This window comes from Undibacterium sp. MH2W, from assembly GCF_049340215.1.
Taxonomy (GTDB): Bacteria; Pseudomonadota; Gammaproteobacteria; order Burkholderiales; family Burkholderiaceae_D; genus Undibacterium.
On the sequence record NZ_JBMPPA010000011.1, the window covers coordinates 73,055 to 86,906 of the forward strand.

At 48.5% G+C, this 13,852-nt stretch carries 8 protein-coding genes and 2 pseudogenes; 1 reads left to right on the top strand and 9 read right to left on the bottom strand.

The features are described from left to right. Positions 1-8: 8 nt before the first annotated feature. The 6 genes and pseudogenes from ACO0K2_RS18750 to ACO0K2_RS18775 form a co-directional block, all read right to left on the bottom strand. Complete coding sequence (locus ACO0K2_RS18750; protein ID WP_423021589.1) at positions 9-1,169, bottom strand: ABC transporter permease; 1,161 nt, start codon at positions 1,167-1,169, stop codon at positions 9-11. Positions 1,170-1,202: 33 nt separating this feature from the next. Further along, positions 1,203-2,357, bottom strand: a complete 1,155-nt coding sequence (locus ACO0K2_RS18755) for an ABC transporter permease (RefSeq protein WP_423021590.1) — start codon at positions 2,355-2,357, stop codon at positions 1,203-1,205. Continuing rightward, positions 2,354-3,319: pseudogene (locus ACO0K2_RS18760) on the bottom strand (ABC transporter ATP-binding protein); the annotation flags it as partial. The gene ACO0K2_RS18755 and the pseudogene ACO0K2_RS18760, both read right to left, overlap by 4 nt. Positions 3,320-3,829: 510 nt before the next feature. Beyond that, positions 3,830-4,339: pseudogene (locus ACO0K2_RS18765) on the bottom strand (ATP-binding cassette domain-containing protein); the annotation flags it as partial. 8 nt (positions 4,340-4,347) lie between these two features. After that, entirely contained in the window at positions 4,348-5,460 is a 1,113-nt protein-coding gene (locus tag ACO0K2_RS18770) for an HlyD family secretion protein (RefSeq protein WP_423021591.1), read from the bottom strand. Between the two features lie 43 nt (positions 5,461-5,503). Next, on the bottom strand, positions 5,504-6,925 hold the full coding sequence (locus tag ACO0K2_RS18775) for a TolC family protein (RefSeq protein WP_423021592.1): 1,422 nt from the start codon (positions 6,923-6,925) through the stop codon (positions 5,504-5,506). Positions 6,926-7,152: 227 nt separating this feature from the next. On the opposite strand from ACO0K2_RS18775, the gene ACO0K2_RS18780 reads away from it, so the two are divergent. Further along, positions 7,153-9,021 carry a PHA/PHB synthase family protein gene (locus tag ACO0K2_RS18780; protein ID WP_423021593.1) on the top strand — a complete coding sequence of 623 codons (1,869 nt, stop codon included), beginning with the start codon at positions 7,153-7,155 and terminating at the stop codon, positions 9,019-9,021. 111 nt (positions 9,022-9,132) lie between these two features. Here ACO0K2_RS18780 and ACO0K2_RS18785 read toward each other — a convergent pair whose 3' ends face one another. The 3 genes from ACO0K2_RS18785 to waaF all read right to left on the bottom strand — a co-directional run bounded on the left by ACO0K2_RS18785 (position 9,133) and on the right by waaF (position 13,014). After that, positions 9,133-11,133: a diguanylate cyclase domain-containing protein gene (locus tag ACO0K2_RS18785; protein ID WP_423021594.1), complete on the bottom strand. Its 2,001-nt coding sequence runs from the start codon at positions 11,131-11,133 to the stop codon at positions 9,133-9,135. A 207-nt stretch (positions 11,134-11,340) separates the two neighbouring features. Then, positions 11,341-11,916, bottom strand: coding sequence for a Crp/Fnr family transcriptional regulator (locus tag ACO0K2_RS18790; RefSeq protein ID WP_423021595.1), 576 nt, complete (start codon positions 11,914-11,916; stop codon positions 11,341-11,343). Between the two features lie 3 nt (positions 11,917-11,919). Then, positions 11,920-13,014, bottom strand: a complete 1,095-nt coding sequence (waaF, locus tag ACO0K2_RS18795) for a lipopolysaccharide heptosyltransferase II (protein ID WP_423021596.1) — start codon at positions 13,012-13,014, stop codon at positions 11,920-11,922. Between the last annotated feature and the right edge of the window lie 838 nt (positions 13,015-13,852).

Genomic DNA, 13,852 nt, shown 5'->3' on the forward strand with positions numbered 1-13,852 from the left:
TAACATCGTTAGCCAAACTGCTTTTTAAATTTCAGTATCGTCACTGTACTCACCATCATGCCAATCACGATAATCCCTACTAACATCGGCCATAGCACCATGAGGCCAGCGCCTTTCATCAAAATGCCGTAACTCGCATTAATGTAGTAATACAACGGAGAAACATACATCCCTAAACGCATCACCACCGGCATCGCCTCGGGTGGCGTCCAGGCACCAGACAAAAACATCATCGGTGCCAAAATCAAAATCACCATCATTCCCGCCTGCGCCATGTTATTTGTTACTGTGGCGATCAGAATACCAATCCCTGCTAGGGTACTCACATATAAAGTACTAACAGCAAAAAATACCAAGAGACTCCCAACAACTGGAATTGAAAACACAGGAATGAGAATTCCGAATAAACCCAGCGCAATCCCCCCTAAAATCACGGCAACCATGGCAATGATTTTAGGCATCATAATCTGCAAAGGTGACAACGGTGAGACAAGTAATTGTTCGATCGTACCCCGTTCTTTTTCTCGCACCATCGCAGCTGCCGGCAATAACATTGAAAATAGCGTCACCACATTGAGTAATTCAGAAATACCCATAAACCAAGCATCATTCTGGTTAGGATTGAACCATACCCGTGTGGCATTATCGATCGCAGGGGGGGCCCCAGCCACCCCACCGCTCTCTGCACCCAGACGCGTGGCCATTTGCTCTAAGCCGTATCGGGCAATGATCTGCGTTGCATCCACCGACGCCAGAAAACCCTGTACTGAATTCGAGGCATCGATTTGTAATTGCACTGACTGTTGCTCTCCTCGAGCCAGTTTTGCCCCAAAACCTGGTGGGATATCCAGTACCGCCATGGCTTTGCCATCATCTAATAATGCCTGCCCCTGTTCATTATGCGTAATGCCACCAAGCCATTTGAATTCTGGCGGCATAAAGCGCCCTGCAAGCTCTCTCGATGCAGCGCTACGGTCAAGATCAAACAAGACCAACGCCGCATTATTGAGCTGAAATGAGACGCCCGAAGCCGCGTTATAAATATCAGCGGTGAAGGCGTAAATGACGAACACCAACAAAATAGGATCGCGCAAGAGCTGCAATAATTCCTTCCATGTCATCGCTTGCAAGCGGCTCCACCAAACACGGCTTAACATCATCTTTATCATCGTCATCCTCGCGACTCTCTTTCTGCTCTGCACTTAACGGTCGGGGCGCTTATGAAACGCTAGAAAACCGGCAGTAAATAACACCGTGGCGTACCCCGCGAGAATCGCCATATCCATCCACAAAGAACCGATACCTACCCCTTTCAGAAAGCTTCCAATGACAATTTCTGCGTAGTACATGCCGGGCAACACATGCGCAATGATTGTGGCGACCGCCGATAAAGAAGGAATCGGAATAATCATGCCGGAATATAAAATGGCCGGCACCACCGTCACAATTGACGTCCCCACCATTGCCGCGACCTGCGTGTTGACAACAACAGACACGAGCAGTCCAATCCCTGTCGTGCAAATCACATACAGAATGGTTGAGAGAAAAAAGAAAATAGGATCACCCCGAAACGGTGCACCAAACAGGAATAAAGTCATGGCTGCCAAGGCGCATGCGTTCACAACCGAAATACCAACGTACGGCAACAGTTTCCCGATCAGGTATTCCCCGCGCGATAAGGTGGATGAATACACATTGTAGATCGCACCCGACTCTTTTTCCCTGACGACCCCCAACGCCGTTAAAAACGGTGGTGAAAGCATCAAAATGACCATAATCAGTTTGGGGGCCATTGACCAAATACTCTTCACCTCCTGATTATATAAATAGCGGGTTTCGAGCTTCACCGGTTGTGCTGCGTTACGCAGATCGTCTTCGCTGACACCGGTGACCCCTGACAAATAAGACGCGAGATGATCCAGATTGATCGCGGCATTGATCGCCGTCACATAGCCCTTGGCTGTCAATGCTCTGAACGGAAATGTTCCATCAATCCAAGTCTGCACTGCAGCAGATCGACCGCCAAGAAGTCGCTCTCCGAATTGCGGTGGAATAATAATCACGGCACGTAAGCTATTATCGATGAGCAGTTTTTCCGCCTCTTGTTCACGGCCCGCATATCCCTGAAACGCGAAATAGCGTGAATCCGTGAAATGGTGGGCATAATCCCGTGACGTGACGGACTGATCATAATCCACAATGGCTAAGGGAATATTTTCCACATCCAATGAGAGTCCATAGCCAAATAACAGCATCAGCAATGAGGGCACAATGAAAGCCAACGCGAAGAATAATCGGTCACGAATAATTTCACGCCACTCTTTGTAAGCGACGACGCGGATCCGACGCAAATTCATGACGACGCTCCTTGTGTTGGTTTCGCATGGTGCGCTTCTTGCGCCTCTAAACGGGTCACAATATCCACAAACACGTCTTCCATTGATAGCTTTCGCGGCGACATGTGACACTCGCCAAGCGGGCGCAATAAATGGGCGATCCGCTCTCGATCTGCCGCCATCTCAGGCAGGAGCACATGCAATTTTGAACCAAATAAAGCAGCACTGGTATAACCTGCGCCCTGTAGCAGGTCTAATGCGGCTTGTGGTTCTGGAACCTGTATTTCGATCAGCTTTCCTGCTTGCGCTTCGACATCCGCTTTCAATTGATCAGGTGACGCATCTGCCACGACCCGTCCGGCATACATCAAGGCAATATGATCGCAATGCTCCGCTTCTGACATGTAGTGTGTGGTGACGAGAATCGTGACATTTTCTTCGCGGGATAACTGAAATAGTACATCCCAAAACGCGCGGCGACCGATAGGATCAACACCGGACGTCGGTTCATCTAGAAAAAGCACTTGTGGTCGATGAATCAAGGCACATCCGAGTGCCAGTCGCTGACGTAAGCCCATGGGCAAGCTACCCGTGAGGGACTTTCCAAACGGACGTAATCCAGCCATATCGAGAATCCAGTCCATACGCGCCGCGGTCTCTTTGCGGGTAAGTCCATAGATACCGGCATACAAACGGATATTTTCAAGTACCGACAAATCCAGATACAACGAAAAAGCCTGCGACATATAGCCAATCCGTTCCCGAATTTGCCTGCCCGACGTACGTACGTCAGCGCCAGCTACATGCCCCTTACCAGCGGTTTGACTCAAAATCCCCGTCAACATTTTAATGACAGTACTTTTCCCCGCACCGTTCGCACCTAGTAGACCGAAGATCTCTCCTTGTGGCACCTTGAAACTGACCCCATCCACGGCCTTAAAATCGCCAAATGTGCGGCTCAACTGTTCAGCTTCGATCGCCAACCCTTGATCGGGATGGCGCATCCCCATGACGGTTTCCGTTTTTTTCTGCGCACCATGATCGGGACCAGTTTTGCGCAGTAACGCAATAAACACATCCTCTAATTCTGGCTCCAGTACATCCATCTGTTTCTGCGGAATCGCTGAAAGACAGCCTAAGACCTCCGCGGTGGCTTTCACAGGGTCGGCCTCATCCACAAATAAGCGCATCTCTTGGCCTAGCACTTCCATTTGCGGAAAACGTTGCGATAATCGTTGTACTGCCTGCATCTGCTGTATTGCATCAGCACAAGTCGTGCTGACAATGGCACCGACTGCTAACGCTTTCAATTGCTCCGGATCACCCGAAGCCAAAATCTTTCCTGCATGCATTAAGGCGACGCGATGGAAGCGACTTGCCTCGTCCATATAGGCCGTTGATACAATCGCAGTAATCCCTTTTTCTTTGAGTAACCGCGCCAAGATGCTCCAAAACTCACGCCGTGATACAGGATCGACACCAGTCGTGGGTTCATCCAAGATCACCAATTGTGGCTCATGGATTAGCGTACAAACCAAACCCAGCTTTTGCTTCATACCTCCAGAGAGGTTTTTCATGGGACGATCACGAAAGCGATCCAGTCGGGTGCTTTTTAGGAGTGCTTCTTTACGACTACTCAACTCTGCTTTGCTCAGCAAACGCAGTCCACCAAAGTAGTCGATATTTTCCTCGACAGACAAATCGCCATAGAGATTTTGTCCTAATCCTTGTGGCATCAGACCAATCCGGTCTTTGATTTGCTCACTTGTCCGCTCAGAATCAATCAAACAATCAAAGACGCGCAGCGTTCCTGCATCATGGGCGAGAACGCCAGCGATGACCTTGAGAAGACTACTTTTACCCGCACCATCGGGGCCAATCAGACCGAATATTTCACCCGCTTGTACCTGAAGCGACACACCATCCATCGCCATGCGATCGCCGTAGCGTTTCATGAGGTGATTGACCTCGACAACAGAGGTTACTTGAGAAGCCATTGTCATGAACGCGTTCAATTCCAACGTGGTTTTTGCCAACCAACGGTTTCTTTCCAGCGAATCACAGCATCGGCAGGAATCCCTGGTGTGAGCTGGTGTTGGGGATTATTTTTAATGACTAACTTCACGGCATACACCAACTTCACACGCTCATCGGTGGTCTGTACCTCTTTCGGGGTAAATTCAGCGCGAGAAGAAATAGTGCTGACTGTTGCCTCATAAAAGTGATCGGGCTGCGCATCAGTGTAAATTCGGACTGGCAAGCCAAGGCGCAGTTGCCCTATTTTTGATTCAGGAACGTAGACTTTCAAATATAAGTGATCGAGGTCAACAATCTCCACGACAGCACCACCGGGCATTACGACTTCACCCGGTTCACGCAGGCGAGTAAGCACCACGCCATTACCAGGAGACTTAATCACCAGATCTGACAACACTGACTCTACCTCGCTAACCGCTGCTGCGGCACGATCTCGTTGCGCACGTAATGCCTCCACATCCTGTTGCTTTGCTTTGACTTTATCGGTACCTAAATCGGCTTGCGCCAATCCTTGTTGTGCGCGGTTCGTGGCCTCTTGTGCCGCTTTGACATCCGATTGTGCAACCTGCCACGCCAAATCAGCTTGTTCATACCGATGACGCTCAATCACACCGCGTTCAAACAAGTCTTTATGGCGTTGCGCATCTAATTTCGCTTGCGCCTCTACGGCGTTTGCTTTTGCCAATGCAGCCTTCGCCTGGCTCAAACTGGCATCCGCCACGCTCACGCCCATCGGCACTTCTCTCTGCGCGATCGCGAGATTGGCTTGTGCTGCTCGAAGTTGCGAATCGGCACCAGAGAGCGCTTGTCGCGCTTGTTCTACCTTAGCCTGAAAGCTGGCATCTTCGAGCTGTGCGATCACCATCCCTGCTTTCACGGTATCGCCTTCTTTGGCAAACATCTGGCTCACACGACCAGGATATTTCGCGGCAGCGACGATACGATCGCCTTCGATCCGACCGTTAGCGACAAGTAATCCCTCAGGGAGTTTGCGACTCTCTATAAAATAGTAGATCACACCCGCACCAATCACCGCGGCGACAATACCAATTAATACAGGACCTAATAATTTATTTTTGTTTTCCATATTCACTTTCTACGGATTGCTGCTTCATTGATGTGGAAAGCACTTATAAAGCGCCAGTGGCATACTGAAGTTGAAGACGCGATAATTCGCGGTCGTACCTCGCGTTATCTCGGTTTGAATACGCTTGCAAACGACTGGCTTCTGCGTCTAATACTTCGCTATTAGGTGCGAGCCCAGAGCGATAGCGTTCGCGTGCCAGTGAGAGACTTTCTTCGGCTTGTTCTACCGCTTTATCCACGAGCCGCATACGCGCAGTGGCTTCTTGGTGAGATAACCAAGATTGGCGTACCTGAAGGCCAATGCGCTCGCGGGTGTCTTGTGCCACTTCGTCAATGGCTTTCGCATTGGCAGCAAGCTCTGATGCCTGATGACGAACCAGTCCGGCATCAAACAGATTCCACTTCATCACAACACCAACCCACCAGCCCTTGTCCTCTGCCAGATATTTATTCTCTAATTTGCCGTACCCACCACTGATACCAATCTGTGGTAAATGCCCTGCCTTCACACTCGATGCCTGCTGTTGATACGCTTCGCTTTGTTTTAAGAGCTCTTTTAATTCAGGGCGCTGGGCATGGGCTGCATCTAGTAAGGTCGATAGCGTTTTATCGCTTTCCTGCATCGATGCTTCACTCATTTCTTGTAATTCAACACCTTGCTGGTATGGACGCCCCATCCACCTGTTATATGCTGCGCGGGCAAGTTCTAAGGCGTTATTAGCTTGCAAACCGAGCTGCTGGGCATTCGCGAGGGCCACTTGAGTCGCTAGCACATCATGCTTTGCCACATAACCTTGAACGAATAGTTCCTGCACATCAGTGGCATGACGACTGACCGCGTTGATGTAGCTGTCAGTAACCTGCACAGCGTGTTGAGCGCGTAATACAGCGATATACGATTGTGCGACGGCCAGTTTAATGTCGCTGCGTGTCATACTGGCATGCGCCTGACTGGCGTCAGCGATGGCCTGTGCGGCGGCCACACCTGAAGAGATCTTGCCACTGGTGAACAATGGCGCAGAAACGGTCACCCCACCGTAATAGGCAGAATCTTGCGCAAACGGTAAAGCCACTCCCTGCAACATTGGTAAACCAGGAATAGACAGTTTCGCTGCAGGCTCGTATTGCGTTCGTAAGTGTCCTGTTTCGAGAGAAACATGCGGCAGATAATTGGCTTGCGCAGCAGCAACTTGATGCTGTGCCGCCTCTTCTTTATATTGCGACGCAGCAAGTGTGTGATCCCGTGACAAAGCCACCGACCATGCCTGTTCTAATGTCTCGGCAAAGCAAGGCATCCCGCTCATCAACAGACTCAAACCAAAAAGTTTGATCCAGATCAATCTTTTTGATGATAGCGTCATTTTGTTGTATTTTGAGCGAATTTCAGGTCTTAAATAGCATTTTTCACCGACGTGTCGATGACTATTTTTAACCACATTGTCAGGGTAATTGAGTGTGAAATCCATGTTTCTCATTGTGGTACCTAAAGTAAGTCATCACAGTGTATTGCTGCGAATGCACAATCAAATTGATCAGAATCAATTCGAAACGTGATTTAGTTTGCAACAATCAGCGCATCGCGGAATGCATTGAAATTTGATTCTGACAGTGCACAGTAACGACCTTAGTACCCAACTCTCCCCCTGTCGATGCGCAACATTCGCATCTCATGACTAGCCTTAAAGGAATACAAATGAGCGACAACCAAGTTGATGTAGTGCAGTTACCCACCGTGTCAGAGTCAGGACAGGTTGCTCAAGCCGACACCTACGTTCATGAAGCCCACTATCCCATCAACCCACTGGATATGGCGCTGCAAAACCATATTGCTAAATTAACGGGTGGAATCTCTCCCGCAAGCGTCAGTCTGGCGTGGATGGATTGGGCGATGCATCTTGCGACGTCACCAGGAAAGCAAATGGAGTTGGTGGGACTTGCGCAACGCCAAGCTGCCGAGTGGCCTCCATTTCTGAAAAAGAAACTGCTGCAGATCAGTCAAACGGCTGGCGCGCAATCTGCAGAACCAGAGATCTCTGAAGCGACGTCGGATACCCGCTTTGCAGATAAAGCCTGGCAGCAATGGCCCTATAACGTAATGAGTAAAGCATTTCTCCAATCACAGGACTTCTGGGAGGTGGCCACATCGGGCGTCCGTGGCATGACAGCGCATCATGAAGACGTCGTCAACTTTATGTCGCGGCAATTATTGGACATGGTCTCGCCCTCCAATAGCCCTTTACTCAACCCAGAAGTCATACAAGCAAGTGTGAATAGTGGCGGTAAAAATCTCGCCTCCGGATTTGTTCATCTCTTACAAGACTTGGGCATGGAATTCCCTCACCATCATGAATTCAACGAACAGAGCGATCATGCTGATCGGCCTCAGTACCAACCAGGCCACGATGTCGCGATCACGCCCGGCAAAGTGGTTTTCAGGAATCATCTCATTGAATTGATTCAGTACACACCTCAAACCACCCAGGTGTATGCGGAGCCATTGCTGATTGTTCCTTCGTGGATTATGAAGTATTACATTCTCGATTTATCGCATCACAATTCGATGGTGCGGTTTCTGGTGGAGAAGGGACACACTGTCTTTATCATCTCTTGGCGCAATCCCGACAAGGATGACCGCAATTTGGGTATGGATGATTATGTGGAACACGGTCTCTACGCCGCACTTTCCGTTGTCAATGATGCGACTAATGGACGTGCTATTCATACCGTCGGCTATTGTCTAGGTGGCACCTTGTTGGCGATCGGCGCAGCGGCACTCGCCAGAAACAATGGCATATCCGCAGTGTCCAAACCCATTGCACAGATAGCCAGTGTGACGCTACTCGCTGCGCAGACAGACTTTAGCGAACCGGGAGAACTTGGCTTATTCATCGATGAAAGTCAGTTAGCGATGCTTGACGCACTCATGTGGAAACAAGGCTATCTCGATGGTAAGCAGATGTCGGGGTCATTTCAGTTACTCAATTCAAGAGATCTGATCTGGTCAAAAATTATGCGTGATTATCAATTGGGGTTGCGCACCCAACCGAATGATTTGATGTCGTGGAATAGTGATACCACGCGTCTGCCATATCGGATGCACAGTGAATATCTCAAGCATTTGTTTCTCCATAACGATCTCGCAAAGGGACATTATGAAGTCCATGGGCGTGCCATCGCTCTCAATGATATTCGTGTGCCTATGTTCGTCGTCGGCACCGCCAAAGATCACGTTTCACCATGGCGCTCGGTCTACAAAATCCACGTTCTGACCGATACCCCGATTGAATTTGTACTGGCATCCGGTGGACATAATGCCGGTATTGTTTCCGAACCCGGACATGCACATCGCACCTACCAGTATCTACCAGAAAGCATGAGGAATAAGACCTATAACGATCCTGATGCTTGGCAAGCGGAAGCGATGACAGAACAAGGTTCGTGGTGGATCTACTGGCAAGACTGGCTCAAACATCATTCTGATGAGAAGCAAGTGAAAGCAATCAAACCAAAGAGCGATGCAACATTAGGCGATGCACCGGGAACCTACGTTTTTGAAAAGTGAGCCTTGATGTCTTATCTCACTGCCGATGTCGGTGAGATGAGTATGTAGCTGAGGAAGATGATGACGCTGAAAAAAGCACTTTTTCAGCGTCATCAAAAATTGGTAGCTGGCTTAGGGATGGTAATAGTTAGTCATACTTTCATGAAAAATCTTCACGTTATTACGACCACTTGCTTTGGCATAGTACATCGCCAAATCGGCACTTTTTGCGAGATGCATATCGTCTTCCCCATGCTCCGGATATACTGCAATGCCAATACTTGCCGATAATTGATGCACCTGCCCAGCAACCTCAAACGGTAAGTTCAATGCATGACAAATTTTATGCGCCAAGTGTTCAGCATGTTCGTGATCACCAATATCGAGCATCAGGCCAATAAATTCGTCGCCGCCGATACGCCCAACAGTGTCTGATTCTCTGATGCACTGTACCATGCGCTTTGCCGCTTCCTGCAAAATCACATCGCCAATCGCGTGTCCATAACGATCGTTAATGGGCTTAAATTTATCGAGGTCAATGAACATCAACGCTAACCGCGTGCGATGACGCTTCGCTAATTTGAGGCCATGCTCAACCCGCTCAAAAAACAAAGTACGGTTAGGAAGATTCGTTAATCCATCATGATGCGCCAAATGTGCCAAGCGTTCATTCGCGTGTTTGCGTTCGGTGATATCGAGTTTGACGGACACATAATGAGTTAGCTGATTCTTTTCATCAAAGACGGGAGAAATATGCGCTTCCTCCCAGTATAAGTCACCCGATTTACGTCGATTGATCAGCTCACCCTTCCATGAATCACCCTGCGTCAAATGTGCCCACATGTCTTGGTAAGTATCGATGCGGGTCAAGCCTGACTGTAGAATTTTTGGTGTCTTATCAAAGACCTCTTCGCTGGAGTAACCCGTTTCTTTAGTGAATTGCGGATTCACATACTGAATCCGTGTATCAGCATCCGTAATAATGACCGACGTTGGACTATGTTCAACCGCCATCGATAATAATTTCAGCTTGAGCTCCCCTGCCTTCAACTCGGCAACGGTCTTTGCCAAACGACGATTGACGCGCAAAATATAATACGTCACCCCACCCGTCAACGACGCAAGCAATAAGGCAATTGCAACGACGCCATAAATCAACAAATAGTTCACAGGCAGATTGCGATCATAAAGAAAATCATCGAGCGCATAGTGCTTCGGTAGCATGCCAAGATCTGCGTACGTATCGGCAATATGTTGCCACCGACCTGGATTCATATAACCAACCGCTACCAGATCGTTACGCATAAGGTCAGCCACTTTATCAGCTTCAAAGTGTAAAAATTCCGGTGTGTTTCGATGGTCCTTGGTCGGATATTGATTCAGAATTAATTGGATAATTTGTTCTTTATGAGAAAGCGCGTATTCCCAACCACGCATGCTCGCATCACGAAAGGCTTGGACACGTTTTGGATGCTGGCTGATCTGCTTTTCAGAGGTAAAAATATTATCCCCATAGAAATCAATCCCTGCAGATCGGGGTGTAAAGACCTGATAGGCAACCTGCGCCTGATCAAGAAAGAACGGCTCACTGATCGAGTAAGCAGACATCGCGTCGGTCGTCCCCGACATCAAGTCGTGCACATCAAAACGATGCGTTTGCCAATGAATACTATCTAAAGGAACACCTTCAGCTTTGAGATAAGCGAGCAATTCTTCCGACTGCGGTTCAAGCATGATGTGCTTGTCTTTCAGGTCATGAATGCTCTGGATGCGTGGCGTCTTTTGTGTCACGAACACCTGTGGTGAATGCTGAAATGCAACGGCGATGACAACAACCGGCTTGCCTGCTTTGCGCTCCAAAATGAGGCTGCTCGTGCCTACACCAAAATCAGCACGACCACTGATGACCTCGTCGGTGACGTTGATGCCGGGACTTGCCTCGCGTATATCGACATCGAGTCCGGCTTGTTGATAATAGCCCTGTTGCTTCGCCGCGTAGTACCCAGCAAATTGAAAAGCGTGCGTCCATTTCAGTTGCAAGCTGACTTTATCAAGGGCGAACGCTTGCGTTGCGAAGCTCGGAAAACACAGCCCCAGCACCATCGCACACAATAAGCATTTAAAGCGATTCATGGCCCACACACCCATTGAATGCAATACATAAATAAGTTCTTCCCAGATTACACAGTGCCAGTCACCGTGGTGGATGTCGAACACGCTCATCAACGAATATCGCCGACAAGTCAATACTAAAAGATTTGATGGTCTCTTTTTTATTTCATATCAACAATATAGTAAATTGACATCAAATCAACAGGAAACGAGTAGCTATTACAACATTCACATCTGTAGCCGTTTTCGGATACGGCTTAATGCCTCGGCGGTCACACCCAAATATTGAGCGACATCCTTGAGCTGGATTCTCGCCGCAATCAGCGGATAGGTTTTGAGGAAGGATTGGTAACGCGCCTCAGGTGCCATTGTTAATAGCTCACGTTCTCTCAGTTCTTTCCGTACGATATGCCACTCTAATAGTTGACGAATCGCTTTCTGCCATTGTGGATAGGTGTCGGTGAGCTTTTTCATGGATTGCGAATCAAACTGTTCAATCTCACAGTCTTCAACAGCCGTCGCAAAATAATCCGTTTTTAAACCGGCAATCAGTACGTTAGGGCAAGCAAAAAAATCGCCCTCACCAATAAACGACTTAATCCACTCTTGACCATCCTCACTGAGATAAGTGAGCTTCACAATACCACTGCGAACAACATAGACATTTGGCTGCCATTCGTCTGCCGCGAAAACATCGTGGCCCTTCGCGATATGAAGCAACTGAAAAGACGCGTTAAGAACGTCCCAATCAGGCAGCGCTTCACCTGCCGCTCGCTCCATTAATAATCGGGTTTGCTGCATCATTTTTTATTCAACTTCAATTTCTAAATCAGGGGGTATCACCGTTGGTGTTAGCAAAGGCTGGATGGGCTTCCAGATAGTCTCGGGGAGGATATTCTGCATACATGCATGATGGATTAAAGGACAATCGCGACCATCACACGGCGCGCACGATGGGCGCAAAGAAAAACTATAAGACACGTCAGAGAACGGTGGCGCATGATCAGGGTCTGTCGGTCCATAAATAGCAAATACGGGGCGATTTAAGGCTGATGCAATATGCAGTAATCCAGAGTCATTGCTCACAATACCGATGGCACCCGCAATGATCGCCACAGCCTGATCAAGCGTCGTCTTACCAGCAAGCTGATGAAGTTCCGGCACCATCTGCTGTATCTCAAGGCACACCTCAGCATCCTTTGCTGAACCCAATAAGGCGATCTGGATACCGGGATTTTCTTGCAGAATTCGTCTTGCGAGTTCCGCGAAATGACTAGCAGGCCAGCGCTTCTTCGAACCAAACTCGGCACCCGGCGAAAAACAAAACAAGGGTTGGTCATAGGCCAGTCCCGCCTCTTCCATCGCCGCTCGTCGCACGTCGTCGCTCACTGAGAGACGTGGCTTAGGTAACCGTGATAACTGATCCTTGATCGGCTGCTTGGGCGGAAAAGCAAGTGCAGCATAAAACGGTACCATGGGGAGCGGATTTGCTTTGTCGTTATGATGCATAACGTTTATAAGACCGTAACGACTTTCTCCACGATAGCCCACCCGCTTTTTGATCCCTGCCATCCAAGGTAATAGCGCAAATTTAATGGTATTGGAGAGAATATAAGCCGCGTCATAACCACGTTGCCGCAGCACGGCAGCGAAACGACGGCGCTCTTTCCACTGCAAAGCGCCATGTAAAAATGATGTTTCCAATACCGTATCGACTTCCGACATCGCTTTAAGTACCGGCGCAACCCAACCGGGTGCCATGACATCAATGAGATGGTCAGGATACTGTTTTTTCAGTAATTGCAACAGTGGCTGCGCCATGACCGTATCACCAATCCAATTCGGGCTGATAATCAACAAGCGCTTGGGCTTACCGCCCGTTGGGGCAACTAATGCATTCATCAGGAGCGTCGTCCCATCGAGAAGAACGGAATCCCATTGTTCCTACATGGAAGAAGGATCGCGCGAATATCTTCTGGTAAAGTGAATAACTCAGGTACTGGGAAACGCGAGACATCCTTCATCATCAACTACCCTCTTATTTTTAGTCACAGATGACGATCGCCATCTTATCGAGAAATGAAACGCGCTCTCGTCCATTCAACAATCTTGATTCACATTATTTTCTACGTACCAACTGGTTCCCGCCCCATCCAATTCCACAACGGTCTTCGTGTGGGGACGTAGGAATAGCAACTCAGCATTGATTGTGTAAAACGCGTCCTATTAATGTGATAAAAAAATTAATTTTCTTATCCAAAAACACCCGACACACAACAAAAATTCTAAAAGAAAAGTAACGTACTATAGAACTTATTGATTAAATTGTTTCAGACAGTTACCGCAGCGAAATTATACCAGTGTTCAACTTGAATTCTCGTCCGATCACCGTAAAAGCAAGCCGATAGACTGCGTTGTTGTAATTCAATATCAAAGCAGACCACATGACAGCGATCACAACACAGACGACAACGTGTTCGATGAAATCAACGCACCACCGTTGATATGGCGAGCATGAAAATTCACGTAACAATGCCCTTTTTTCGTGCATCAATCAGATACATTAGGCAACTCGTTCCCGGCGCGCAAATTGCCTTATTTGACCATGTAGGATAGTATTCCCACATCATATTTCTGCGCATTACCGGCATCGTTGATGATGCAACGTCGAGATCAACGCGTTGACCCGGACTGGGTCTGCATGGCATTTGATGCCGTCGTCCGCAATCGTAAACGTCCG